This window comes from Streptomyces sp. NBC_00988, from assembly GCF_045162645.1.
Classification (GTDB): domain Bacteria; phylum Actinomycetota; class Actinomycetes; order Streptomycetales; family Streptomycetaceae; genus Streptomyces.
Window position 1 is genome coordinate 7,013,311 of sequence record NZ_CP108730.1, and the last position, 24,996, is coordinate 7,038,306.

The window sequence follows — 24,996 nt, forward strand, 5'->3', positions numbered from 1 at the left end:
TTGCCTGGCCAGGTGGAGGCACGGGAGTGTTGCGGGAGCTTGGTGTGGGCTGTGGGGCGGGTCGGGGTGGGGGCTCTGTCTGTGAAGTGACCGTGTGTCAGGTCGTGACGGGGTGTGTCCGGTTGTTTCAGGCTCGGGTCGCGGGGAGTTGATACAGGCCGTCCGGGAGGGGTTCCACCAAGCCGTCCGCCACCAGGCCGTCCAGTGCCCTCGCTCTCTGTACCGGCTCGTGCCACACGCGGTCGAGTGCGGACTGGGGGACGGGCGTGTGCGCTTCGCGGAGTACGGCGAGGAGCTTGCCGCGGACCTGGCGGTCCGTGCCCGCGTACGTCTGGCCTTTGCGGGCCGGGCCCTCGTGTTCCGGCTTGCCGGCGAGGTTCCAGGCGCACTGGGCGGAGATGGGGCAGCGGTGGCACGTCTCGTTCTTCGCGGTGCAGACGAGTGCGCCGAGTTCCATGGACGCCGCGGCCCAGCGGGCTGCCGTGTCGTCGTCCTGGGGGAGGAGCGCGCGGGCCAGCTTGCGTTCGGCTGCGGTGGTGGCGTTCGGGGGGTACTGGGTGCCGGTGACCGCGCGCGCGAAGACCCGGCGGACGTTGGTGTCCAGGACTGCGTGGCGTTGGCCGTAGGCGAAGGACGCGACTGCGGCTGCCGTGTACTCGCCGATGCCGGGGAGTGCGAGGAGCTGGGCGTGGTCGGTGGGGACGTCGCCGCCGTGGCGTTCCGTTATGGCGGTGGCGGCGCCGTGGAGGCGCAGCGCGCGGCGGGGATAGCCGAGGCGGCCCCAGGCGCGGACGGCTTCGCCGGGGGCGTCCTGGGCGAGGTCGGCGGGGCGGGGCCAGCGGGCGAGCCACTGTTCGTAGACCGGGAGGACGCGGTTGACCGGGGTCTGCTGGAGCATGAACTCGCTGACCATCACGCCCCAGGGGCCGGCGTCGGGGTGGCGCCAGGGGAGGTCGCGGGCGTTGTCCTCGAACCAGTCGATGACCGGGGTGTGGAGGTGGGCGCCTCCGCTGTTTCCTCCGTCCGGCGTGGTCGGGGTGGATGTGGCGTGCGGGGGTTTCGTGGGCGCAGTCATGGCGTTCCGATCCTGCCACGGCTGGTGGGGGGTCGGGGTCGTGGCGGTACGGCGAGCCCGCCGCTGGTTGGGCCCCTCTGTCTGTCGACATGGCTGAACGGGTTGGTGCCGGGTACGCGGCGGGCTGCGCCGTACCGCCACGACCCGCTCCCGGTTCGTTGGAGGCCGCGGGCTCGTGGTCCATCCCGGCCTGTTCCAGGCGGGGTTGCCGGAATGATGATCCGGAAAAGTTGGGGCTGGGGCGGCGGGTGGGGCGAGGTAACTCGCCGATCTCTCGTACAGTTTGCGCCGTGGGATCACTGCGCAATCCGGTCGGGCCGCTTCCCTCCTCCATCTATTGGCGACGGAGGGTCCTCATGGTGTCCGTGGTCGCCTTGCTGGCGCTGCTGATCACCTGGATCGTCAACTCCGGTGGCGGGGGCGGCAAGAACGGTGCCGATGGGGCGAAGAACGGAAAGACTCCCGCTCCTACGATCACTGCCGGGCCGTCGGGATCTGGTCCCGCCATCAGTCAACACCCGGGTGGGCGTGATGACTCGGGGGGCGCGAGTAGTTCGAGTGGGGCGAGCGGTGGGGGCTCTGATTCCGGCTCCGGCTCCGGTGGGTCCAGTGCCGGGTCCGGTGGTGGTGACAGTGGTGGCAGTGGGTCCGGTGGTGGATCCAACGGCGGTAGCAGTACGGGGACTACGGTTCCTGCCGACTCGACGCTTCCCAACTGCACCGCCAGCGCTGTGCAGTTGAGTCTGCGGAGTCTGCACAACTCGTACTCGCCGGATCAGACTCCTACCTTTGTGCTCACCGCCAAGAACTCCTCCGGCAGTGACTGCAAGGTCGATCTCGGGCCCAAGAGTGCCGTGTTGACCATTACGGAGGCCGGGGGCAGTGCTGATTTCTGGTCGTCTGCCGACTGCCCGAAGAGTGCCGGGAGTGTCTACTACCGGGTGTCCGCCGGCAGCAGCGTCACGTACACCCTGAAGTGGGACCGCAAGCCGAGTGCGCCCGAGTGCGCCACTCCGGCCGCTGGTTCGGCCGGGGCCGGGACCTATCTGGTGGAGGCGCAGGCCTCCGGGTTCGCCAAGGCGCAGACCTCGTTCGTACTGGCCAGCGACTAAGGGCAGTTGGGTTGACGCGGTCGGGTTATACGTAGCGTTCCAGGATTGACGATTCCGCCAGGCGGGAGAGGCCCTCTCGGACGCTGCGTGCCCTTGCCTCGCCTACGCCGTCCACTGTCTGCAGGTCGTCGACGCTTGCCGCCAGGAGTTTCTGGAGGCCGCCGAAGTGCTCCACCAGGCGGTCGATGATCGCGCCGGGGAGGCGCGGGACCTTGGCCAGGAGGCGGAAGCCTCGGGGAGACACTGCTGAGTCGAGCGCCTCGGGGGAGCCGGTGTAGCCCAACGCGCGGGCCACGGTGGGGAGTTCGAGGAGTTCCGCGTGGGAGAGGGCGTCCAGTTCGGCCAGGGCTTCGTTCACCGTGCGGGAGCGTTTGGCCGTGGGCTCGGGGACGTAGTCGCGTACTACTAGTTCGCGTTCCGGCTCTACGCCCGCGATCAACTCCTCCAGCTGGAGGGCGAGCAGGCGGCCGTCCGTGCCGAGCTCTACGACGTATTCGGCGATCTCGGTCGCGATCAGGCGGACCATTTCCAGGCGTTGGACCACGGTTGACACGTCTCGGACCGTCACCAGGTCCTCGATCTCCAGGGCCGACAGCGTTCCCGCCACCTCGTCCAGGCGGAGTTTGTAGCGCTCCAGGGTGGCGAGGGCTTGGTTGGCGCGGGACAGGATCGCCGCCGAGTCCTCCAGTACGCGGCGTTGGCCGTCTACGTAGAGGGCGATCAGGCGCATGGACTGGGAGACGGAGACCACCGGGAAGGAGACCTGTTTGCTCACTCGGTCCGCCGTGCGGTGACGGGTGCCCGTCTCCTCGGTGGGGATGTTGGGGTCGGGGACCAGCTGGACGCCTGCTCGAAGGATCTTGGAGAGGTCCGAGGAGACGACGATGCCGCCGTCCAGCTTGCAGAGTTCTCGTAGGCGCGTGGCCGTGAACTCCACGTCCAGGATGAAACCGCCTGTGCACATCGCTTCTACGGTCTTGTCGGAACCGAGCACGATGAGGCCGCCCGTGTTGCCGCGGAGGATTCTCTCCAGGCCGTCGCGCAGGGCCGTGCCAGGGGCCGCGGCGCTCAGTGAGGCGCGCATCAGGCCATCGCCGCCGGACTTTCCGGGAGCTGACGCCCGGTCGTTGGCTGCCACTGCACTCCTCCGGTCGCAGGTTTTTCCGGTGCTCCCGTTTCGCGTACCAGGTTCGTACGGACGGGCGAGACCAGGGCAAAGTCTACCGGCGGTCCTCGGCGTCCCGTGGGGCCTCTCGCTTACGGGACCTTGGAAGGACCCGGAGAGCGTCTCCTATGTCGGCTACTTCGATGACCTTCATGCCTGCGGGGATCTTGCCCGGGTCGGTCGGGACGAGGGCGTGGGTGAAGCCCAGACGGTGTGCTTCGGAGAGTCTGCGCTGGACGCCCGTGACCCTTCTGACCTCGCCTGCCAGGCCTACTTCGCCGATCGCGACCAGGTTCTTGGGGAGGGGGGTGTCGCTTGCCGCGGAGGCCAGGGCGAGCGCGATGGCCAGATCTGCGGCCGGTTCGGAGAGTTTCACTCCGCCCACCGTCGCCGAGTAGATGTCCCTTTTGCCCAGGGCGCTGATGCGTCCGCGTTGTTCCAGGACCGCGAGCATCATCGAGACCCGGGATGTCTCCAGGCCGGAAGTGGTGCGGCGGGGGGAGGGGATCTGGGAGTCGACCGTGAGGGCCTGGACCTCGGCCACCAAGGGGCGGCGGCCCTCCAGGGTGACCGTCAGGCAGGTGCCGGGGACCGGCTCCGCGCGGCGGGTCAGGAACAGGCCGCTCGGGTCGGCCAGGCCGGTGATGCCCTCGTCGTGGAGTTCGAAGCAGCCGACCTCGTCCGTTGTGCCGTAGCGGTTCTTGACGCCCCGTACGAGGCGTAGGCGTGCGTGGCGGTCGCCCTCGAAGGAGAGGACCACGTCCACCAGGTGTTCGAGGAGGCGGGGGCCTGCGATCGCCCCGTCCTTGGTGACGTGGCCTACGAGGAGGGTGGACATGCCGCGCTCCTTGGAGGCGCGGATCAGGGCGCCGGCGACCTCGCGGACCTGGGCCATGCCGCCGGGTGCGCCGTCGATCTCCGGGGAGGCCACCGTCTGGACGGAGTCCAGGATCAGGAGGGAGGGCTTCACCGCGTCCAAGTGGCCCAGGATCGTGGCCAGATCGGTCTCGGCGGCGAGGTAGAGGTTGTCGTCGATCGCCTTGATGCGGTCGGCGCGCAGCCGGACCTGGCTCGCCGATTCCTCGCCGGTGACGTAGAGCGTGCGGTGCTCCTCGCTCGCCGACTTCGCCGCCACGTCGAGGAGGAGGGTCGACTTTCCCACGCCCGGTTCGCCCGCGACGAGGACCACCGCTCCGGGGACCAGGCCGCCGCCGAGGACCCGGTCCAGCTCGGGGACGCCGGTCGAGCGGGCGGTGGCCTGCCTGCCGTCGACCTGGCCGATGGGCACCGCGGAAGTGGTGACGCGGCCCGGGGTCGTCGTCCGGACCGCGGGGGTGCCGTACTCCTCGACCGTTCCCCAGGCCTGGCACTCGGAGCAGCGGCCGAGCCACTTGGCCGTCTGCCAGCCGCACTCGGTGCAGCGGTAGGACGGTCGGTCCTTGGTGGTCTTCGTACGGGCAGCCATGCGTGAACCGTAACCGCCGCCACTGACAACGCGGTCGGCGGTCGAGTCGTGCCTCTTCGGTATCCGGCCACTGGCCGTCAAGAACGAGCCATGCAGGTAGGGGTGCCTGTCCCCTTTTGAGGGATCGTTTCACCCGTACGGATTAAATGTGCTCAAGGGGGCGGAAGGGGGCATCGCCCGCCGCCTACGGTCGCACGGGTGATGAGCAGCAGTCCGGAGACCTCGACCCGCACCACCGGCGCACACCGGGCGCATCGGGAGGCGCGCGACCGCGCTGCGGCGCGCACGCTGGCGCAGCGCCCGCCCGCGCGCTACGAGCCGTATCTGGACGGCCTGTTCACCTACTGCCTGTCCGTGCTGTGCGACCACGACGCGGCGACCGCCGCCCTGGGGGACGTGCTGGCGCTGGCCGAACGCCGGGGCGCGCGGGTGCCGGAGACGGCCGGTGACCGGCGGGCCTGGCTGTACGCGCTGGCCCGCTGGGCATGCCTGCGCAAGCTGGCCGAGGCCAAGCAGAAACGTCAGGGCACGCACGCGGTGGGGCGTACTGAGGTGGAAGAGCCCGCTGTCTCCGAGGAGTTGAGGGAGCAGCGGCGGCGTGAACTCGCCCTGCTCGCCTGGCCGGAGGCCGCCGGGACCACCCCGGAGCAGCGCGAGGCGCTCGAACTCGCCGTGCGGCACCGGCTCGCCGCCCATGAGGTCGCCGCCGTTCTCGGCATGGACCTCGCCGGTGCACGGGAGTTGCTGGCGGCCGCGGCCTGCGAGGTGGAACGCACGCGTGCCGCCCTCGCCGTCGTGGAGACCGGGAGCTGCCCGAGCGTCGCCCGGCTCACCGGTGACCATCAGCTGGTGCTCAGCAGCGCCCTGCGCCGCGAACTCGTCCGGCACGTCGACGACTGCCCGCACTGCCGTCGTACCGCCGAGCGCGCGGTGCCCGGCAGTTGGCCCGGCGCGAGTGTCACGCCCGCCGAACTGCCCGTCCTGGAGGCACCCCGCGCGGCCCTGCATGTCGCCATGGCGCATCTCCCACGCGCGCGTGGCGCCGCGGCACCGCGCTTCGACCGGCGCGGTTTCCCGATGGACCCGAAGGACCGTGCCGCCCGGAGAGACCGCCTACGCGCGCGTGCCGTCACGACGACCGTCGTCGCCACCGTCATCGCCGCGCCCGTCCTCGCCCTGTGGGCCGCCTACCGGGGCACGCCGACCGGCGAGGGCGCCGAGGGCCGGGCCGTCACCGCGAGCGAGCAGCACGGACCCGGCAGTCTGGAGGGCGAGGTCGCGAGCGGCGGCTACGAGAACACCGGGAACGCCAGCACGACTCCCCGGCCCGGCAAGGGCGGCAAGAACGACGTCTCCGTAGAGGTCATCAGCGTCACCGGCGCCGGCCAGAAGGGCGCCGGCCACCTCGCCGTCTCGGCCGCCAACAGCAGCGACACCACGCTCATCACCCTCACCGCGTCCGGCTCGGCCCCGGTCCGCTGGTCCGCGACCACCGCGGCGCCCTGGCTCTACCTCAGCCAGTCCTCGGGAACCCTCGCACCGGGCGAATCGTTGACGATCAAGGTGTACGTCGACCATCTGCGCGAGCCCTCCGGCCACTGGACCGCGCGCGTGGCCGTCTCACCGGCCGGAGCCGTCGTCTCGATCGAGGGCTACGGCACCGCGCCCGCCCCGACCGACCCGGGCAACCCCACGCACCCCACCGATCCCGGCGACCCGCCCTCGTCGAGCCCGGACCCGACGCCCACGAGCACGGCACCCACCGACCCCACGCCCAGCGACCCGCCGCCCTCGTCCGCCGATCCGACTCCGACCCCGACTGCGACGGACTCGTCCTCCGCCGACCCGGGCAGCTCGACGCCGCCGCCCGACGACGGCGGCGGCCCGAGCTCGTCCTAGTCGCGGTCCCTCAGGCGACCGGGTCCGCGGGATGCGGTGCCAGCAGCGGGAGTTGCGAGGCCAGGCGCTGTTCGCAGAGCTCGACCAGGCGGTCGTAGCCGGCCTTGCCCATCAGCTCGGTCAGCTCCGGGCCGTAGGACACGTAGACAGGGTCGCCCGCGCCGTGCGCCGAGGTCGCCGACGTGCACCACCAGTGCAGGTCGTGGCCGCCGGAACCCCAGCCCCTGCGGTCGTACTCGCCGATCGACACCTGGAGCACGCGCGTGTCGTCCGGGCGGTCGATCCACTCGTACGTCCGCCGCACCGGCAGCTGCCAGCAGACGTCCGGCTTGGTCTCCAGGGGCTCTCGGCCCTCCTTGACGGCCAGGATGTGCAGCGAGCAGCCCGCGCCGCCGGCGAAACCGGGGCGGTTCTGGAAGATGCACGAGCCCTGGAACGGGCGGGTCTGGCGGTCGCCGTCCTCGTCCTTGGAGATCCAGCCGTTCTCCACGCCCTCGTCGTGGTGCTGCCAGATGTCGGGCGTGAGCCTCGCCACATGCCCGGCGACCCGTTTCTCGTCGTCCTTGTCGGAGAAGTGCGCGCCCAGGGTGCAGCATCCGTCGTCCGCGCGGCCCGCCTGGATGCCCTGGCAGCCGCTTCCGAAGATGCAGTTCCAGCGAGAGGTCAGCCATGTCAGATCGCAGCGGAACAGCTGCTCATCGTCCGCCGGATCCGGGAACTCCACCCACGCGCGCGCGAAGTCGAGCCCCTTCTCGTCGGCTTTCAGGGCCTTCTTCGTCGACGGCTTCGGGGGCTTCGGGGACTTGGCCGACGTCACCGGCGAAGAATCGCCGGGTGATTTGGCCGCCTTGTCGGTCTTCGCCTTTTTCGTCTTTGGCACGCGTCCAGGGTAAGTCGCCCGAGGCGGCCCCAGACACCGCTCCGGGGACCGAGATAGGTGCAGGTGGCAGTAGCGTTCCGTATATGAGACTCGGTGTCCTCGACGTGGGATCGAACACGGTGCATCTGCTGGTGGTGGACGCACACCCGGGCGCGCGCCCGCTGCCCGCGCACTCGCACAAGGTGGAACTCCGCCTTGCCCAACTCCTCGACGAGGACGGTGCGATCGGCCCCGAGGGGGTCGACAAACTCGTCGGCGTCGTCCAGGAGGCGCTGCAGGCGGCCGAGGACAAGGGCGTCGAGGAACTCCTCCCGTTCGCCACCTCCGCCGTCCGCGAGGCCAGCAACGCGGACGACGTCCTCGCGCGCGTGCAGACCGAGACCGGCGTCGAGCTCCAGGTCCTCACCGGCGCCGAGGAGGCCCGGCTCACCTTCCTCGCCGTCCGCCGCTGGTTCGGCTGGTCGGCGGGCAAGCTGCTCGTCCTCGACATCGGCGGCGGCTCCCTGGAGATCGCCTACGGCATCGACGAGGAGCCCGACGCGGCCGTGTCGCTGCCCCTCGGCGCGGGCCGCCTCACCGCCGCCTGGCTCCCCGGCGACCCGCCGGAACCGGACGCGATAAGGGCCCTGCGCCGCCATGTACGCGCCCAGATCGCCCGTACGGTGGGGGAGTTCAGCCGTATTGGCGCCCCCGACCTCGTCGTCGCCACGTCGAAGACCTTCAAGCAGCTCGCCCGCCTCGCCGGCGCCGCCCGCTCCGCCGACGGCCTCTACGTCCAACGCGAGCTGAAGCGCGGCTCCCTGGAGGCCTGGGTCCCCCGCCTGGCCGGCATGACCACCGCCCAGCGCGCCGTCCTCCCCGGCGTCTCCGAGGGCCGCGCCGAACAGCTCCTGGCGGGCGCGATGGTCGCCGAGGGCGCGATGGACCTCTTCGGCGTCGAGACGCTGGAGGTCTGCCCTTGGGCGCTGCGCGAGGGCGTGATCCTGCGACGGCTGGATCAGATGCCGTCGGCGTAGGCGGGGCGGTCGCCGCGGGTGCAGGACTGTGCTGCACGTGTCGTGCGGCACGCGCGCGTGCCGGTTCGTGCCGCACGCGTGCGTGGCCCTCGGTGGCGCCGGCGCGTGGAGACGATCCGTCGGGCGCATCTGTGTGACTGGTCGTGCACGCGCACGAGGGTGGCCGTTCGTGTTGCACGCGCTTGGATTCGGTTGGTGACGCACGCTCGCGTGGACTCGGTGCGGGACGCACACACGCGTAGCCGTTCATCCCGCCCGCACACGCGCCCTGCTGAACGCCCGCACGGTTCGGCCACGCGTGCGTACTGAACGCCCGCACGGTACGGGACGTATCGAACCCGCATGAAGTATCGCCACAACGCGGCCCCGCGTCGCAGATGGCCGATTGCCGTCTCCCGCACAGCGCGGCCACAGCAACCGGCTCCCTCGCGCAAAGCGCCGCCCCGTAGTCTGTCCTCCGTGGCAGAACCAGTCGTGCGCATCCCGGATGCGAAGGTCGCGCTGTCCACGGCGTCCGTGTATCCGGAGTCGACGGCGACGGCCTTCGAGATCGCCGCACGCCTCGGCTACGACGGCGTCGAGGTCATGGTGTGGACCGACCCGGTCAGCCAGGACATCGACGCGCTGCGCAGACTCAGCGACTACCACCAGGTGCCGATCCTCGCCGTGCACGCGCCCTGCCTGCTCATCACGCAGCGGGTGTGGTCCACCGACCCGTGGATCAAGCTCCAGCGCGCCCAGGCGGCCGCCGAGAAGCTCGGCGCGAGCACGGTCGTGGTGCATCCGCCGTTCCGCTGGCAGCGCCAGTACGCCCGGGACTTCGTCAGCGGGATCTGGCGGATGGCGAACGAGACGGATGTGCGGTTCGCCGTAGAGAACATGTATCCGTGGCGCTACCGCGACCGCGAGATGCTCGCCTACGCCCCCGACTGGGACGTCACGAACGAGGACTACCGGCACTTCACGATCGACCTCAGCCACACCGCGACCGCCCGCACGGACGCGAACGAGATGATCGAGCGCATGGGCGACCGTCTCGGCCATGTCCACCTCGCGGACGGCAACGGCTCCAACAAGGACGAGCACCTCGTCCCCGGCCGCGGCACCCAGCCCTGCGCCGAGCTGCTGGAACGGCTCGCGACGACCGGCTTCGACGGCCATGTCGTCATCGAGGTCAACACCCGGCGCGCGATGTCCAGCGCCGAACGCGAGGCCGACCTGGCGGAGGCACTCGCCTTCACGCGGCTGCATCTGGCCTCGGCCGTGAAGGTGCCCCGGCGGTGACCGACGCCACCGCCAAGCGCCGGGGCCGGCCCCCTCGTACGGAATCCGCGGACACCCGCGACCGCATCCTGACCGCGGCCCGCGAGGAGTTCTCCGAGCGGGGGTACGAGAAGACGTCCGTGCGGGGGATCGCGAAGGCGGCCGGGGTCGACTCGGCGCTCGTGCACCACTACTTCGGTACGAAGGAGCAGGTTTTCGAGGCGGCGATCGAGGTCGCGTTCGCACCGGCGCAGAACGCGCCGGCGGCGGTCGCCGAGGGGCCGCTGGACGGCGTCGGCGAGCGGCTGACCCGCTTCATCTTCGGTGTGTGGGAGAACCCGGCCACCCGTAAGCCCTTGCTGGCGGTCGTCCGTTCCGCCGTCAACAACGAGGCCGCCGCGGCCGTCTTCCGGCGGCTCGTGGTCGCCCAGGTGCTGGGCCGGGTCGCCGCCCAGCTCGACCTCCCGGACGCGGAGCTGCGCGCCGAGCTCGCGGCGGCGCAGTTGGTCGGTACGGCGATGCTGCGGTACGTGATCAAGGTGGAACCGCTGGCCTCGGCGGACGTGGAGCAGATCATCGCGCGGGTGGCGCCGGTGGTGCAGGGGCATCTGACGGGGCCGTAGGACACCCGCTGTCGCGAGACAGGCGTCCCGCGATGCGGACACCGTGTCCGACCCCTGGATGACCGGCGTACGCTCTTTAGCAGCCCTATCTGTCTGAAGGAGCGATCGACGATGCCCGAGCTGAGGTCCCGTACAGTCACCCACGGCCGCAACATGGCGGGCGCACGCGCCCTTATGCGCGCCTCCGGTGTACCCGGTGCGGACATCGGCCGGAAGCCGATCATCGCGGTGGCGAACAGCTTCACGGAGTTCGTGCCCGGCCACACCCACCTCCAGCCCGTCGGCCGGATCGTCAGCGAGGCGATCACCGCGGCCGGCGGCATCCCGCGCGAGTTCAACACCATCGCGGTGGACGACGGCATCGCGATGGGCCACGGCGGCATGCTCTACAGCCTGCCCTCGCGTGACCTGATCGCGGACTCGGTCGAGTACATGGTCGAGGCGCACTGCGCCGACGCCCTGATCTGCATCTCCAACTGCGACAAGATCACGCCCGGCATGCTCATGGCGGCACTCCGTCTGAACATCCCGACGGTCTTCGTCTCCGGCGGCCCGATGGAGGCCGGACGCGCCACCCTGCAGGACGGCACCGTCCGCACGCTGGACCTGATCGACGCGATGGTCGACGCCGCCAACGACAGCATCTCCGACGCGGACGTCCTCAACATCGAGGAGAACGCCTGTCCGACCTGCGGCTCCTGTTCCGGCATGTTCACCGCCAACTCGATGAACTGCCTGACCGAGGCCATCGGCCTGTCGCTGCCGGGCAACGGCTCGGTCCTCGCCACGCACACGGCCCGCAAGGGCCTGTACCAGGACGCGGCCCGCACGGTGATGGACATCACCCGCCGCTACTACGAGCAGGACGACGAGACCGTCCTGCCGCGCAACGTCGCCACCTTCGCGGCCTTCGAGAACGCGATGGCCCTCGACATCGCGATGGGCGGCTCCACCAACACGATCCTGCACCTCCTCGCCGCGGCGCAGGAGGGCGGCGTCCAGTTCGGCCTGGAAGAGATCAACGCGGTCTCGCGCCGGGTGCCGTGCCTCGCGAAGGTCGCCCCGAACGTCGCGAAGAACCGCACGTACTACATGGAGGACGTGCACCGCGCGGGCGGAATCCCGGCCCTGCTGGGCGAGTTGCACCGCGCGGGCCTGCTGAACGAGGACGTCCACTCCGTCCACAGCCCGTCCCTCGCGGACTGGCTCAAGACGTGGGACGTGCGCGGCGGCTCCCCGTCGCCGGAGGCCGTGGAACTGTGGCACGCGGCGCCCGGCTGCGTCCGCTCCTCAGAGGCCTTCTCCCAGTCCGAGCGCTGGGAGGCCCTGGACGAGGACGCGGCCGAGGGCTGCATCCGCTCCGCCGAGCACGCCTACTCCAAGGACGGCGGCCTCGCGGTTCTCAAGGGCAACCTGGCGGTCGACGGCTGCGTGGTGAAGACGGCGGGCGTCGACGAGTCCATCTGGACCTTCGAGGGCCCCGCGGTCGTCTGCGAGTCGCAGGAAGAAGCGGTCGAGAAGATCCTCAACAAACAGGTGACGCACGGCGATGTCGTCGTCATCCGCTACGAGGGCCCCAGGGGCGGCCCCGGCATGCAGGAGATGCTCTACCCGACGTCCTTCCTCAAGGGCCGCGGCCTCGGCAAGACCTGCGCCCTGATCACCGACGGCCGCTTCTCCGGCGGCACTTCGGGCCTGTCCATCGGCCACGCGTCCCCCGAGGCGGCGTCCGGCGGCACGATCGCCCTCGTCGAGAACGGCGACCGCATCCGCATCGACATCCCGAACCGCACCATCGAACTCCTCGTGGACGACGCCGAGTTGGCCCGCCGCGAGGCCGCGCTGGACGGGCGGTACGCCCCGAAGCAGCGCGAGCGGAAGGTGTCGGCGGCGCTGCGTGCGTACGCGGCGATGGCCACCAGCGCGGACCGGGGAGCGGTGCGGGACGTCAGCAAGCTGGGCTGAGTTCGTAACTCCTGTAGTACCGGAGCTCGTTGGGCCTCGGGCCGTCCCCCTTCGCGGGACGGCCCTTCGGCTTGCTGGGCTTACGGCCGCTACCAGGCGCCCGGAGCAAGGGAGTTGACGGCGAAGACCGTGCCGTCGGGGGCGGCGGCGTAGACGTGGTTGTTCGCCACGACGGGTTCGGGCAGCGCCGCGCTGACCCGGTCGGAGTTGGAGTCCAGGCGCGCGGGAGTCTGCCCGACGAGTCGTCCGGCGCGGGCGTCTACCGCGAGCAGCCGCCCGTCTCCGGAGGTGACGTACACCTGCCGTCCGTCCGCGACCGGTGCGGAACTCCGTGCCACCGCCGTCTCCAGGCTCCACAGCTGCTTCCGCGCCGCCACGTCCACGGCTCTCAGTGATCCGCCGGTCCCCATGAGGTAGACGACGTTCCCGTGGACGGTCCCGTGGGCCTGGTCGACTCTGGCGGGCAGCGTCACGCGCCGCGTGGCTCCGGTGTCCGGTGTGTAGCGGACCACGGCCTCCGTGGCCCCGTAGACGGTGTCGACCGAGAGGAGATACACGGACCCGCCCGCCGCGCCGACGGGCTTCAACGACCCCTTCAGCCGCGCGTCCCAGCGCACCGCGCCCGTCTCCGGATCGACCGCCGTCACCCGGGTTCTCGCCCCGTCGTCCGACGTGTTCGTCGCGTACGCCGACGAGTCACCGGCGAACGAGGTGAAGTACGGCGCCTGTTGGCCCGGAATCCGGTGGCTCCACTTCGTGGCGCCCGAGGCGCCGTCCACACCGGTGACCGTCCCGTCCGCGTGGGTGAGCAGGAGCATGCCGCCGGCGTCCGTGAGCCCGGTGTAGGCGGGGACGGTCTTCTGCCAACGCGCCTTGCCCGAGGCGGGATCGAGGGCCTCCAGATGCCGGCCGCTGTCCAACGAGGGCTGCACCAGGCCGCCCGAGAGGACCGGCGGCCCGCTGCGGTGCGTCGTCGCGACGGAGTGCCGCCACAGCACACGGCCGTCGGACGGGTCCAGGGCGAACACCACCCCGGGCTGCGCGCAGAGCAACTTCCCTGCCCCGTACGAGCATTGGGGCGTGCTCTTCTTGGAGACCGGTGCCGTCTTCCACTCGCCGAACCCGGTGCTGGGCGTGGTGTGCGGGGTGGTGCTCTTCGCCGTCGCCTCGCCGTCGTCGGTCAACTGGAGCGCGGCGAGCGTGCCGATCGCGGCCAGGCCGAGCGCTCCCGCGCCGAGGGCGAACCGTTTGCCCAACAGTCGCCGTCCGCGCGGCCGTTCGGACTGTTCGGGCTCTTCCGTACGGTGCTCCGGCACCGGCGTGACACCGGGCCGCTGCGCCGGTATGTACGCCTGCGTGTCGTACGAGGCCGAGACCGACCGGAGTTCCCGCATCAACTCGTCAGGCGTGGGCCGGTCCTCGGGCTCCTTGGCGAGGCAACGCAGCACCAGCGGCGCGATGTTCTCCGGCAGCCCGGCCAAGTCCGGCTCGTCATGGACGACTTGATAGGCGACGACGTACGGACTGTCGGAGTCGAACGGCCCGCGCCCCGTCGCCGCGTGCACCAGTACGGACCCGAGCGCGAAGATGTCGGCGGCAGGACCGACCTCCCGCGGCCGGCGGAACTGCTCGGGTGCCATGAACGGCGGTGTGCCGATCAACTTGCCCGTCTCGGTGCGCAGTTCGCTGTCCTTTGGCCGAGAGATGCCGAAGTCGATGACCTTCGGCCCGTCCTCGGCGAGCAGCACATTGCTCGGCTTGAGATCTCTGTGCACGACGCCGACCCGGTGGATGTCGCGCAGCGCCTCGGCCAGCCCCGCCATCAGGCGGCGCAACTCACCGGGCGCCATGGGCCCGTTCCGCTTCACGTGCTCGGACAGGGTCGGCCCGGGGATGAACGACGTTGCCATCCACGGCCGTTCGGCCTCCGGGTCGGCATCGACCACCGGCGCGGTGAAGGCCCCGCTCACCCGTCGGGCCGCCGCGACCTCCTGCCGGAACCGGCCCCTGAACTCGGGGTCCTGGGCGAACTCCGCGTGGACGACCTTCACGGCGACCTTCATCCCGGAGGTGCTCTGCGCCAGATGCACCACGCCCATGCCGCCGGAGCCCAGGCAGGACTCCAGGCGGTAGTGACCGGCGTACTCGGGAAGTTCCGCTTCCGCGCCCGCTCCGGTGTTGCGCTGTGGCGCCATGGAACCACCCCCGTGCTGATCGTTCGCGCGCGCGACGCACGGAGCCTAGTCGATGACCCGTACGGGACAGAGGTGGCTCGCCAGCCTCCGAGTGCGAGGTGCGCACATATGTTTCATGGCGTGTTTTAGGGGAATCAACGGGACCCCATGGCAGTCATGGGGTCCAACGGGGGAGGTTTTTCATGTCTGTTGACCGTACTGAAGAGGTCGAGGGCGACGGCACGACGCAGGCCGTCACCACGGCGGCGTCCGCAGCGGCGGCGCTGCACTACTACTCGATCGCACCCGGCACCCGCGTCAACGTCCGCAGCGGCCCCGGCACCGGCTACACCATCGTCCGCGTCCTGGCCGAGGGCTCCCAGGTCCCGATCTACTGCCAGACGCCGGGCACCACGGTGACGGGCTACTACGGCACGACGAACATCTGGGACAACATCGACGACGGCGAGTACATCTCCGACGCGTACGTGAACACGGGCAGCGACGGCTACGTCCGCCCGCACTGCTCCTGACCACACCGCCACCACCCAGGGGGACACGCATGACATTCCGAAGACGCGCGTCGGTCTTACTTGCAGGCGGTGCCGGAGCACTGGTCCTCGTGATCGGCTCACCGGTCACCGCCAGCGCGGCGCAGACGTACACGACGGCCAACGTCACCCTCAACATCCGCAGCGGCCCAGGCACGGGCTACAGCATCGTCGGCACCCTGCCCGCGAGTTCGAAGGTCCTGCTCTACTGCCAGGCGCCGGGGACGACGGTCACCGGCACCTACGGCACGTCGAGCATCTGGGACAACATCAGCAACGGCGAGTTCATCGCGGACGCGTATGTGAACACCGGTAGCGACGGCTACGTGGCGTCCCGCTGCGCCTGAGCCCCCAACGGGAGCCCGCGCCCACCCCCGGAGCCATAATCGTCCCGTGAACGACGAGACGACCGGCACCCAGGACACCCCCGCGGGCTCCCCAGGCGAAGGCACGGCCACAGCGACAGGCCCCCGCCCCGAACCCCTCCGCTTCTTCGGCAACACCTGGGTGAACCACGACGACGGCTACACCGCACGCCGCGTCTCCACGGCCGCCGGCTCCCTCGCCGCCGCGGTCGCCGCCTGCCTGGTCCTCCGCTTCGCCTACCAGGGCATCCAGATCGCGAACGTAGGCAGCTTCGTCACCCTCCTCGTCATCGTGATGTTCGCGATCTGCAGCGCCCTCGCCTTCGGCCACACCTGGGAAACCTTCAAAAAACGCCCCGACCCGGACCGCCAGGCCTCCCTCCGCGGCCTCCTGGCCATCGGCTTCGTCGGCTCTCTCCTCGCCTACTTCTTCCGCTCTCTGGTGGAGGCCCCGGGCGAGAAACTCCACCGCCAGGAGTACGAGACCGCCCTGACCCAGTACGAGAAGCGCACCTCCCGCCGCACCCGCAACCCGTCGAAGAAGCGACGGGGGGCGTGAGGCAGGGGTACGGATTCCGGGGAGCTACGGCGCCTGGGGCACGGGCAGGTCTTCGGGCACGCGGAACTCTCCAGCTGGGCGAGAGCCGGTCGTACGGCAGCTTGCGACTCCGCGGGTCACGGCGGTTCCCTCTTTCATTTCTCACCAAAAACCACCTGCACCCTGCACCCACCCGGGTAACCATGGCCGTATGACCACCTCCGCAAATCCCCCCTCACCCGCCGCCCGAGCCCACTCCTTCAACGCCGCCGCAGGCCAGTACGCCGAGAACCGCCCCTCCTACCCACCCGCCCTCTTCGACGCCATCGAGGAACTCGCCGGCCACCCCCTCACCGGCGCCCGCGTCGCGGACGTCGGCGCGGGCACCGGCATCGCGACCGCCCTGCTGCACGACCGCGGCGCCGAAGTGATCGCGATCGAACCCGGCGACGGCATGGCGGTCCAGTTCCGCCGGACCCTCCCCGACATCCCGATCGTCCGGGGCAACGGCGACGCCCTCCCCCTCACCGACCACTCCGTCGACTTCCTCACCTACGCCCAGGCCTGGCACTGGACCGACACCACCCGCTCGGTCCCGGAGGCGCTCCGCGTACTGCGCCCCGGCGGCGCACTCGCCCTGTGGTGGAACACCGGCGCTGTCGACGTGCCGTGGATCGCGGAGCAGTCGGAACGCATCAGGATCCACTTCGGCATCGACCGCGTCGTGGAGCAGAACGGCAGCGGCGTGCGTGCCGCGCTGGCCGATCCCACCGGCCGCCTCGACTTCGCCCACCGCAGGGTCCGCTGGAGCCGCCACGTCCCGATCGACACGCACCTGGCCAACATCGGCAGCCACTCGGCCTTCCTCGTCCACGACAAGGCGAGCACGGACGCCTTCCTGACCGAGGAGCGGGACCACCTACGGACCGTCTTCCCGGACGAGCTGGTGGAGGAGACCTACGTCGTGGAACTCGTCGTAGCCCTCACGCCATGACCCCCTGACGGCCACCCCGCCACGCGTCCGGCGGCCACCGCGAGCCCTGATGCCCCGGGGGCACGGGGCTGTACCGATATGCGGCTCCGCCGCGCGGGCGCGACCAGCCCCGCCCACCCGCACCCCGCACACAACCGAAGCCACCCACCCCCAACCCGACAACCACCGCTCCCGCTCACACCGCGCCTCCGGCAGCCCACCGACCCACCACACCCCGCCCCGACAGTCACGGACTCCCAACTCGCCCTCCCCTCACAGCCGTTACCCCCTCACCCTGCTCCGGTGCCGGCCCCCGCCCCCTCTCCCGCCCGACGACCCACCCCTCCAGCGCCGCCGCACACGCATGATCCACATGCCGCAGCCCACCCAACTCCAGCCGCACCACCCGGTCGCACGGCAACGCCTCCAACGCGTCCAACAGCTTCGGCAACCGCAGAAACGTCGCGTGCCCCAGCACCCGTACGACGATCCCCGCGTCCCCGAGATCCTCCGTCGCCACCTGCACATGACTGACGTCCCACGCGGTCTTCGCCACGGCCGACGCCAGCCCGACCAGCACCCCCTCGAACACATTCCCCACCACGATCACCACCGCGGTCACCCCGAGCACGACCACCTCACCCCGATGCCCGCGCCACAACCCCCGCACCTGCCGCACCGGCAAGAGCCCGCACCCGGCGTGCACGAGCAACCCCGCCAGCGCTGCCACCGGAACCAGCCCCAACACCCCGGGCAGCAGAGCCGTGAACACCAGCAACCACCCACCGTGCAGCACCCGCGAGGCCTTCGTCCGCGCCCCCGACTGAACTCCCCCAGAGGGGGCGCCCCCAGTCGCACTCCGCACGATCACCGCGGTCATCGGCAACGCCCCGAGCACCCCGCACACGGCGTTCCCCACACCCTGCGCGATCAACTCCCGGTCGTAGTCCGTCCGCTGCCCCCGATGCAGCCGGTCCACCTCCGCCGCGCCGAACAACGACTCCGCCGACGCGATCAGCGCGAACGCCACGACCGTCCCGATCACCCCCACTTCCGTAAGCCGCCCGAAATCCCCCCACTCCGGCACCCGCACGGCACCGACCAGCCCCCGCACCTCCACCCGCCGCACGGCGAGGTCGAACCCCCCGGTCACCGCCGCGGCCAACCCCACCGCCACCAACGGCGCCGGAACCAACCGAGACCCCCGCCCCCACCGAGGCCACAGCAGCAATACGGCAATGGTGGCACCCCCCACTGACAACGCCACCGGATCCACCAGCCCCGGCAGCGACACCAGCCCGGCGAGCTTCCCGACCCCGCCCGCCGGCGCGGCGACATCACCGAGCGCGTACACCTGCCCGGCGACCAGCACGAGCCCGATTCCGGCGAGCATCCCGTGCACTACGGCCGAGGACACGGCCCGGAACCACCGCCCCAGCCGCAACGCCCCGAGCCCCAACTGCACCACCCCGGCCGCGAACACCAGCACCCCGAGCGCCTCGACGCCGTACGTCCGCACGGCCTCGTACACGAGCACGGTCAGCCCGGCGGCCGGACCGCTCACCTGCAGGCTGCTCCCGGGCAACGCCCCGACGACCAGCCCACCGACGATCCCGGTCACCAGCCCCAACTCGGCCGGCACCCCAGAGGCGATCGCCACGCCCACACAGAGTGGGAGCGCGACGAGAAAGACGACGAGCGAAGCGAACAGATCGGCCTTGCTCACACCACAGCGCACGACACGCATGACAACGGCACCTCCGAAGACAGGACAGAGCCGGACAGGAGATGCGTGGGCGCCGCACCGGGGGAGGGCACGGCGAACTGAAATCCATTGTCGGGAAAGGGAGTTGGCCCCGCACCCGGTTCGTGTTGCCACCCCGTGAACGCGGAGGCATCCATACCGGAGCACCCCACTCCGATCACGCCACCACGCGCCTGCGCCGTCCCGCACACCCACCGGACGACACCCCAACCCAACCCGCTTGACGGTCCCGTCCCGCGAGAGCATTATTCATCACATGATGAATTACCTCCCCGGCCCGTCCGCATCACCGGACACCCCGCCCGACACGGACCGCGAACCGGCCGTCCAGGCCGAGTCCCTCACCGTCGTCCGCGGCCCCCGCACAGTCCTCCGCACCCTCGACTTCACCGTCCCGCGAGGCCAGATCACCGGCCTGCTCGGCCCCTCCGGCTGCGGCAAGTCGACCCTCATGCGCTCGATCGTCGGTACCCAGGCCAAGGTCACCGGCACCCTGAACGTCCTCGGCCGCCCCGCAGGACACCCGACCCTCCGCACCCGCATCGGTTACGTCACCCAAGCCCCCTCCGTCTACGACGACTTGACGGTCCGTCAGAATCTCGACTACTTCGCCGCGATCCTCGACCCCGGCCGCGCCGCGGCCACCCGCCGCCACGACGACGTCACCCGGGCCATCAACGACGTCGACCTCACCACCCACGCAGACGCCCTCGCCGGCAACCTCTCCGGCGGACAGCGCAGCCGCGTCTCCCTCGCGGTCGCACTCCTCGGCACCCCGGAACTCCTCGTCCTCGACGAACCCACCGTCGGCCTGGACCCCGTCCTCCGCCGCGACCTCTGGGCCCTCTTCCACGACATCGCCGCCTCCCGCGGCGCCACCCTCCTCATCTCCTCCCATGTCATGGACGAGGCCGAGCGCTGCCACCGCCTCCTCCTGATGCGCGAGGGCGAGATCCTCGCCGACGACACCCCGGACGCCCTCCGCACCAGCACCGGCTCCGACACGGTCGAAGCCGCCTTCCTGCACCTGGTCGACGAGGCCGTAGCCACCGCCCGCCAGAAGGAGACCACCCGATGAGCGCGAACACGGCCACGAGCACGGCCGCCACGACGACCGGCACCCCCGCACCTGCCAGGCCCCGCGCCCTCAGCGCCTCCCGCACCACTGCCACCGCCGCCCGGGTCCTGCGCCAGCTCCGCCACGACCCCCGCACGATCGCGCTGCTGATCCTCATCCCGTGCGTGATGCTCGTCCTGCTGCGCTACGTCTTCGACGGCAGCCCGCGCACCTTCGACAGCATCGGCGCCTCACTGCTCGGCATCTTCCCCCTCATCACGATGTTCCTGGTCACGTCCATCGCCACCCTGCGCGAACGCACCTCCGGCACCCTCGAACGCCTCCTCGCCATGCCCCTCGGCAAGGGCGACCTGATCGCCGGCTACGCCCTCGCCTTCGGCATCCTCGCGATCATCCAGTCCGCCCTGGCGACGGGCCTCGCCGTCTGGTTCCTGGGCCTCGACGTGACCGGCAGCCCCTGGCTCCTCCTCCTGGTCGCCCTCCTCGACGCCCTGCTCGGCACCGCCCTCGGCCTCTTCGTCTCGGCCTTCGCGGCCTCCGAATACCAGGCCGTCCAGTTCATGCCGGCGGTGATCTTCCCCCAACTCCTCCTCTGCGGCCTCTTCACTCCCCGCTCCGACATGCACCCCGCCCTGGAGGCCATCTCCGACGTCCTGCCCATGTCGTACGCCGTCGATGGCATGAACGAGGTCCTCAAGCACACCGACATGACCGCCACCTTCGTACGCGACGCACTGATCGTGGCCGGCTGCGCGCTACTGGTGCTGTGCCTGGGCGCGGCCACCCTGAGAAGGCGTACGGCATAGAGGAGTGAGGAGTACGGAGGTCCTGTTCCGCCAGCCGGACAACCACCACCTCTCCCCACGGCCGGTGCGAGGATGGGCCCATGAGTCAGAAAGTCGCAGTCCTCGGCACCGGCAAGATCGGTGAGGCCCTGCTCAGCGGAATGATCCGAGCGGGCTGGGCCCCGGCCGACCTGCTGGTCACCGCCCGCCGCCCCGAGCGCGCCGAAGAACTCCGCGCCCGCCACGGAGTCACCCCGGTCACCAACCCGGAGGCAGCGAAGACCGCCGACACCCTGATCCTCACGGTCAAGCCGCAGGACATGGGCACTCTCCTCGACGAACTCGCCCCGCACCTCCCCGCCGACCGCCTGATCATCAGCGGCGCGGCGGGCATCCCCACCTCCTTCTTCGAGGAGCGCCTGGCCGCAGGCACCCCCGTCGTCCGTGTCATGACGAACACCCCCGCCCTCGTCGACGAGGCCATGTCCGTCATCTCCGCCGGCAGCCACGCCACCGAGGCCCATCTCGCGCACGCCGACGAGATCTTCGGCGCCGTGGGCAAGACGCTCCGCGTCCCCGAGTCCCAGCAGGACGCCTGCACCGCCCTCTCCGGCTCCGGCCCGGCGTACTTCTTCTACCTGGTCGAAGCCATGACGGACGCGGGCATCCTGCTCGGCCTGCCGCGCGACAAGGCCCACGACCTCATCGTCCAGTCCGCGATCGGCGCCGCCGTCATGCTCCGCGACAGCGGCGAGCACCCGGTGAAGCTCCGCGAGAACGTCACCTCGCCCGCCGGCACGACGATCAACGCCATCCGCGAACTGGAGAACCACGGCGTACGCGCCGCACTCATCGCCGCCCTGGAGGCCGCCCGCGACCGCAGCCGCGAACTGGCCTCCGGAAACAGCTGACCGGCTAACCGCTCACGCGACTACGCAGGCAGAAGCCCGATGGCCCGATACGCGCTGTCGACCATCGGCTTCGCCATCTCTCTCGCCTTCTCCGCCCCATCCCGCAACACCCCTTCCACATAAGCGGGATCCGCGCACAACTCCTTGTGCCTCTCCTGCACGGGCCTGAGCAGCTCGACCACGGCCTCCGCCGTGGCCTTCTTCAAAGTGCCGTACGACTCATATACACCGCTCAGGTCCTCCGGGTTCCCACCACCGCAAGCGGCCAGGATCTCCAGCAGATTGGCCACCCCCGGCCGCGCCTCCCGGTCGTAGACGACCTCCGCGCCACTGTCGGTCACGGCCCGCATGACCTTCTTCCGTACGGCCTCCGGCTCGTCCAGCAGATAGACGATGCCCGGCCCGGAGTCGTCCGACTTCCCCATCTTCGAAGTCGGCTCCTGCAGGTTCATCACCCGGGCCGCCACCTCCGGCCGAGTCGCCCGAGGCACCACGAACGTGTGTCCGTACCGCTGGTTGAACCGCACCGCCAGATCCCGGGTCAGTTCCACATGCTGCGTCTGGTCGTCCCCGACCGGCACCTCGTCCGTCCCGTACGCCAGGATGTCCGCCGCCATCAGCACGGGATACGTCAGCAGCGACAGCCGCACACTCCCGCCCCGCTCCCGCTCACGCGCGGCCTTCTCCTTGTACTGCACCATCCGCCGCATCTCACCGTCGGTGGCCACACACTCCATGACGTACGACAGCCGCGCGTGCTCGTCCACATGACTCTGTACGAACACGGTGCACAGCTCGGGATCCAGCCCTGCCGCCAGCAACAGCGTCGCCGCCTGCCGACTGAGCCTGCGCACCCGCGCCGGATCGTGGTCCACGGTCAGCGCGTGCAGATCGACCACACAGAACAGCGCGTCGCTCCGCCGCTGATCCACGTCGACCCACCGCCGGATGGCGCCCAGGTAGTTCCCCAGCGTCAGATGCCCGGTCGGCTTGACCCCACTGAAGACCCGCGTCATCTCTCCACCTCCTGATAGAGACCGCCGCACCCGGCCGGCCGACCCTCTGGAGGGAGAAACGCGAACGGCCGCCGATGCGGCGGCCGTTGAGTACATACGTGTGTACGGCCGCCGTCAGGCGGCCCACCACTGCTGGGTGCACGTACGCGTAGTCACGTCACACAGCGTACGCCTCCACTGTGCTCTCCGGAGCGGAGTTGACACGCCTCTACCGCGTACGTAATGTTCTCCGAGTTGTCCGACGTGAGCGCCGACCCCGGTCGGTCCCCGGACAGCCATTCCGCAAGTACCTACGAACAATCGACGATCCGTCGTCGCGTTGTATTGCCATGCGTATTTGCGAAATGAGGAATCCGCGTTCGAAAGGACGCACCCCCCGATTCGCTCGGGACTCAGGAATCCGCTAAAGTCTCACTCGTCGGAACGGCCCAAGGGCCGGGAAGGCAAGCCCCGCTGACTGGGAGTCAGGCCCGAAAGGATCTGATAGAGTCGGAACCGCCGGAAAGGGAAACGCGGAAGCGGAAACCTGGAAAGCACCGAGGAAATCGGGACCGGAAACGGTCTGATAGAGTCGGAAACGCAAGACCGAAGGGAAAAGCCCGGAGGAAAGCCCGAGAGGGTGAGTACAAAGGAAGCGTCCGTTCCTTGAGAACTCAACAGCGTGCCAAAAATCAACGCCAGATATGTTGATACCCCGTCTCCAAACATCATCTGATGTCTGGGACGAGGTTCCTTTGAAGAAAACATACAGCGAGGACGCTGTGAACGGTCGGGCTTATTCCGCCTGACTGTTCCGCTCTCGTGTGTGTCGTTCCCGATTACGGGAAAACATTCACGGAGAGTTTGATCCTGGCTCAGGACGAACGCTGGCGGCGTGCTTAACACATGCAAGTCGAACGATGAACCACTTCGGTGGGGATTAGTGGCGAACGGGTGAGTAACACGTGGGCAATCTGCCCTGCACTCTGGGACAAGCCCTGGAAACGGGGTCTAATACCGGATAATACTCCTGCACTCATGTGTGGGGGTTAAAAGCTCCGGCGGTGCAGGATGAGCCCGCGGCCTATCAGCTTGTTGGTGAGGTAATGGCTCACCAAGGCGACGACGGGTAGCCGGCCTGAGAGGGCGACCGGCCACACTGGGACTGAGACACGGCCCAGACTCCTACGGGAGGCAGCAGTGGGGAATATTGCACAATGGGCGAAAGCCTGATGCAGCGACGCCGCGTGAGGGATGACGGCCTTCGGGTTGTAAACCTCTTTCAGCAGGGAAGAAGCGCAAGTGACGGTACCTGCAGAAGAAGCGCCGGCTAACTACGTGCCAGCAGCCGCGGTAATACGTAGGGCGCAAGCGTTGTCCGGAATTATTGGGCGTAAAGAGCTCGTAGGCGGCTTGTCACGTCGGGTGTGAAAGCCCGGGGCTTAACCCCGGGTCTGCATTCGATACGGGCTAGCTAGAGTGTGGTAGGGGAGATCGGAATTCCTGGTGTAGCGGTGAAATGCGCAGATATCAGGAGGAACACCGGTGGCGAAGGCGGATCTCTGGGCCATTACTGACGCTGAGGAGCGAAAGCGTGGGGAGCGAACAGGATTAGATACCCTGGTAGTCCACGCCGTAAACGGTGGGAACTAGGTGTTGGCGACATTCCACGTCGTCGGTGCCGCAGCTAACGCATTAAGTTCCCCGCCTGGGGAGTACGGCCGCAAGGCTAAAACTCAAAGGAATTGACGGGGGCCCGCACAAGCAGCGGAGCATGTGGCTTAATTCGACGCAACGCGAAGAACCTTACCAAGGCTTGACATACACCGGAAAGCATTAGAGATAGTGCCCCCCTTGTGGTCGGTGTACAGGTGGTGCATGGCTGTCGTCAGCTCGTGTCGTGAGATGTTGGGTTAAGTCCCGCAACGAGCGCAACCCTTGTCCTGTGTTGCCAGCGTGCCCTTCGGGGTGACGGGGACTCACAGGAGACCGCCGGGGTCAACTCGGAGGAAGGTGGGGACGACGTCAAGTCATCATGCCCCTTATGTCTTGGGCTGCACACGTGCTACAATGGCCGGTACAATGAGCTGCGATACCGTGAGGTGGAGCGAATCTCAAAAAGCCGGTCTCAGTTCGGATTGGGGTCTGCAACTCGACCCCATGAAGTCGGAGTTGCTAGTAATCGCAGATCAGCATTGCTGCGGTGAATACGTTCCCGGGCCTTGTACACACCGCCCGTCACGTCACGAAAGTCGGTAACACCCGAAGCCGGTGGCCCAACCCCCTTGTGGGGAGGGAGCTGTCGAAGGTGGGACTGGCGATTGGGACGAAGTCGTAACAAGGTAGCCGTACCGGAAGGTGCGGCTGGATCACCTCCTTTCTAAGGAGCATCTAGGCC

20 protein-coding genes and 1 rRNA gene are annotated in these 24,996 nt (G+C 69.5%); 14 read left to right on the forward strand and 7 right to left on the reverse strand.

What is annotated here, in order from left to right; genetic code table 11:
* Positions 1-127: 127 nt before the first annotated feature.
* Positions 128-1,075 (reverse strand): A/G-specific adenine glycosylase, encoded by a 948-nt coding sequence (locus tag OG496_RS32290; protein ID WP_405973427.1) that lies wholly within the window; start codon positions 1,073-1,075, stop codon positions 128-130.
* A gap of 290 nt (positions 1,076-1,365) precedes the next feature.
* Between OG496_RS32290 and OG496_RS32295 the strand changes: the two genes are divergently transcribed.
* Positions 1,366-2,187, forward strand: coding sequence for a hypothetical protein (locus OG496_RS32295; protein ID WP_405973428.1), 822 nt, complete (start codon positions 1,366-1,368; stop codon positions 2,185-2,187).
* A 25-nt stretch (positions 2,188-2,212) separates the two neighbouring features.
* Here the strand turns inward: OG496_RS32295 and disA are convergent, their stop codons facing one another.
* Complete coding sequence (gene disA, locus OG496_RS32300; RefSeq protein ID WP_366497643.1) at positions 2,213-3,271, reverse strand: DNA integrity scanning diadenylate cyclase DisA; 1,059 nt, start codon at positions 3,269-3,271, stop codon at positions 2,213-2,215.
* A 136-nt stretch (positions 3,272-3,407) separates the two neighbouring features.
* Positions 3,408-4,817 carry a DNA repair protein RadA gene (gene radA, locus OG496_RS32305; RefSeq protein ID WP_366497619.1) on the reverse strand — a complete coding sequence of 470 codons (1,410 nt, stop codon included), beginning with the start codon at positions 4,815-4,817 and terminating at the stop codon, positions 3,408-3,410.
* A 198-nt stretch (positions 4,818-5,015) separates the two neighbouring features.
* Between radA and OG496_RS32310 the strand changes: the two genes are divergently transcribed.
* The gene (locus OG496_RS32310; RefSeq protein WP_405973429.1) at positions 5,016-6,716 is read left to right on the forward strand and encodes a BACON domain-containing protein; all 1,701 of its coding nucleotides are present in this window, start codon (positions 5,016-5,018) and stop codon (positions 6,714-6,716) included.
* A 10-nt stretch (positions 6,717-6,726) separates the two neighbouring features.
* On the opposite strand, the gene OG496_RS32315 is transcribed toward OG496_RS32310, so the two are convergent.
* Entirely contained in the window at positions 6,727-7,596 is an 870-nt protein-coding gene (locus OG496_RS32315) for a hypothetical protein (protein ID WP_405973430.1), read from the reverse strand.
* 83 nt (positions 7,597-7,679) lie between these two features.
* On the opposite strand from OG496_RS32315, the gene OG496_RS32320 reads away from it, so the two are divergent.
* The 4 genes from OG496_RS32320 to ilvD all read left to right on the forward strand — a co-directional run bounded on the left by OG496_RS32320 (position 7,680) and on the right by ilvD (position 12,463).
* A complete protein-coding gene (locus OG496_RS32320) occupies positions 7,680-8,612 on the forward strand; it encodes a Ppx/GppA phosphatase family protein (RefSeq protein ID WP_366497622.1) in 933 nt (310 codons plus the stop codon).
* A gap of 459 nt (positions 8,613-9,071) precedes the next feature.
* Positions 9,072-9,896: a sugar phosphate isomerase/epimerase family protein gene (locus OG496_RS32325; protein ID WP_399398531.1), complete on the forward strand. Its 825-nt coding sequence runs from the start codon at positions 9,072-9,074 to the stop codon at positions 9,894-9,896.
* Positions 9,893-10,498, forward strand: coding sequence for a TetR/AcrR family transcriptional regulator (locus OG496_RS32330; RefSeq protein ID WP_019064947.1), 606 nt, complete (start codon positions 9,893-9,895; stop codon positions 10,496-10,498). The genes OG496_RS32325 and OG496_RS32330 overlap by 4 nt, the downstream gene beginning before the upstream one ends.
* 111 nt (positions 10,499-10,609) lie before the next feature.
* Positions 10,610-12,463 carry a dihydroxy-acid dehydratase gene (gene ilvD / locus OG496_RS32335; RefSeq protein WP_405973431.1) on the forward strand — a complete coding sequence of 618 codons (1,854 nt, stop codon included), beginning with the start codon at positions 10,610-10,612 and terminating at the stop codon, positions 12,461-12,463.
* Positions 12,464-12,552: 89 nt separating this feature from the next.
* On the opposite strand, the gene OG496_RS32340 is transcribed toward ilvD, so the two are convergent.
* Positions 12,553-14,658, reverse strand: coding sequence for a protein kinase domain-containing protein (locus OG496_RS32340; RefSeq protein ID WP_405973432.1), 2,106 nt, complete (start codon positions 14,656-14,658; stop codon positions 12,553-12,555).
* A 182-nt stretch (positions 14,659-14,840) separates the two neighbouring features.
* Between OG496_RS32340 and OG496_RS32345 the strand changes: the two genes are divergently transcribed.
* The 4 genes from OG496_RS32345 to OG496_RS32360 all read left to right on the forward strand — a co-directional run bounded on the left by OG496_RS32345 (position 14,841) and on the right by OG496_RS32360 (position 17,085).
* Positions 14,841-15,170, forward strand: a complete 330-nt coding sequence (locus OG496_RS32345; protein WP_405973433.1) for an SH3 domain-containing protein — start codon at positions 14,841-14,843, stop codon at positions 15,168-15,170.
* 29 nt (positions 15,171-15,199) lie between these two features.
* Positions 15,200-15,535, forward strand: a complete 336-nt coding sequence (locus OG496_RS32350) for an SH3 domain-containing protein (RefSeq protein ID WP_405973434.1) — start codon at positions 15,200-15,202, stop codon at positions 15,533-15,535.
* Positions 15,536-15,581: 46 nt separating this feature from the next.
* Entirely contained in the window at positions 15,582-16,112 is a 531-nt protein-coding gene (locus OG496_RS32355; protein ID WP_405973435.1) for an EamA/RhaT family transporter, read from the forward strand.
* A 190-nt stretch (positions 16,113-16,302) separates the two neighbouring features.
* A complete protein-coding gene (locus OG496_RS32360; RefSeq protein ID WP_405973436.1) occupies positions 16,303-17,085 on the forward strand; it encodes a class I SAM-dependent methyltransferase in 783 nt (260 codons plus the stop codon).
* Positions 17,086-17,311: 226 nt separating this feature from the next.
* Here OG496_RS32360 and OG496_RS32365 read toward each other — a convergent pair whose 3' ends face one another.
* Entirely contained in the window at positions 17,312-18,811 is a 1,500-nt protein-coding gene (locus OG496_RS32365) for a SulP family inorganic anion transporter (protein WP_405973437.1), read from the reverse strand.
* A gap of 274 nt (positions 18,812-19,085) precedes the next feature.
* Between OG496_RS32365 and OG496_RS32370 the strand changes: the two genes are divergently transcribed.
* The 3 genes from OG496_RS32370 to proC all read left to right on the forward strand — a co-directional run bounded on the left by OG496_RS32370 (position 19,086) and on the right by proC (position 21,603).
* The gene (locus tag OG496_RS32370) at positions 19,086-19,907 is read left to right on the forward strand and encodes an ABC transporter ATP-binding protein (RefSeq protein WP_366497630.1); all 822 of its coding nucleotides are present in this window, start codon (positions 19,086-19,088) and stop codon (positions 19,905-19,907) included.
* Positions 19,904-20,713, forward strand: a complete 810-nt coding sequence (locus OG496_RS32375; RefSeq protein WP_366497632.1) for an ABC transporter permease — start codon at positions 19,904-19,906, stop codon at positions 20,711-20,713. The genes OG496_RS32370 and OG496_RS32375 overlap by 4 nt, the downstream gene beginning before the upstream one ends.
* Before the next feature lie 80 nt (positions 20,714-20,793).
* Positions 20,794-21,603, forward strand: a complete 810-nt coding sequence (gene proC, locus OG496_RS32380; RefSeq protein ID WP_393751715.1) for a pyrroline-5-carboxylate reductase — start codon at positions 20,794-20,796, stop codon at positions 21,601-21,603.
* Positions 21,604-21,623: 20 nt separating this feature from the next.
* Here proC and trpS read toward each other — a convergent pair whose 3' ends face one another.
* Positions 21,624-22,619 carry a tryptophan--tRNA ligase gene (gene trpS, locus OG496_RS32385; RefSeq protein WP_405973438.1) on the reverse strand — a complete coding sequence of 332 codons (996 nt, stop codon included), beginning with the start codon at positions 22,617-22,619 and terminating at the stop codon, positions 21,624-21,626.
* An 831-nt stretch (positions 22,620-23,450) separates the two neighbouring features.
* Here trpS and OG496_RS32390 point away from each other — a divergent pair.
* Positions 23,451-24,978, forward strand: a 16S ribosomal RNA gene (locus tag OG496_RS32390).
* The last annotated feature ends 18 nt before the right edge of the window (positions 24,979-24,996 follow it).

Bases quoted from the DNA above. Each gene is read 5' to 3' on its own strand.
- trpS (WP_405973438.1), bottom strand. From the start codon at position 22,619: ATGACGCGGGTCTTCAGTGGGGTCAAGCCGACCGGGCATCTGACGCTG.
- OG496_RS32290 (WP_405973427.1), bottom strand. From the start codon at position 1,075: ATGACTGCGCCCACGAAACCCCCGCACGCCACATCCACCCCGACCACG.
- OG496_RS32345 (WP_405973433.1), top strand. From the start codon at position 14,841: ATGTCTGTTGACCGTACTGAAGAGGTCGAGGGCGACGGCACGACGCAG.
- OG496_RS32340 (WP_405973432.1), bottom strand. From the start codon at position 14,658: ATGGCGCCACAGCGCAACACCGGAGCGGGCGCGGAAGCGGAACTTCCC.
- OG496_RS32365 (WP_405973437.1), bottom strand. From the start codon at position 18,811: ATGCGTGTCGTGCGCTGTGGTGTGAGCAAGGCCGATCTGTTCGCTTCG.
- OG496_RS32350 (WP_405973434.1), top strand. From the start codon at position 15,200: ATGACATTCCGAAGACGCGCGTCGGTCTTACTTGCAGGCGGTGCCGGA.
- OG496_RS32360 (WP_405973436.1), top strand. From the start codon at position 16,303: ATGACCACCTCCGCAAATCCCCCCTCACCCGCCGCCCGAGCCCACTCC.
- disA (WP_366497643.1), bottom strand. From the start codon at position 3,271: ATGCGCGCCTCACTGAGCGCCGCGGCCCCTGGCACGGCCCTGCGCGAC.
- OG496_RS32320 (WP_366497622.1), top strand. From the start codon at position 7,680: ATGAGACTCGGTGTCCTCGACGTGGGATCGAACACGGTGCATCTGCTG.
- radA (WP_366497619.1), bottom strand. From the start codon at position 4,817: ATGGCTGCCCGTACGAAGACCACCAAGGACCGACCGTCCTACCGCTGC.
- proC (WP_393751715.1), top strand. From the start codon at position 20,794: ATGAGTCAGAAAGTCGCAGTCCTCGGCACCGGCAAGATCGGTGAGGCC.
- OG496_RS32375 (WP_366497632.1), top strand. From the start codon at position 19,904: ATGAGCGCGAACACGGCCACGAGCACGGCCGCCACGACGACCGGCACC.
- OG496_RS32370 (WP_366497630.1), top strand. From the start codon at position 19,086: ATGATGAATTACCTCCCCGGCCCGTCCGCATCACCGGACACCCCGCCC.
- ilvD (WP_405973431.1), top strand. From the start codon at position 10,610: ATGCCCGAGCTGAGGTCCCGTACAGTCACCCACGGCCGCAACATGGCG.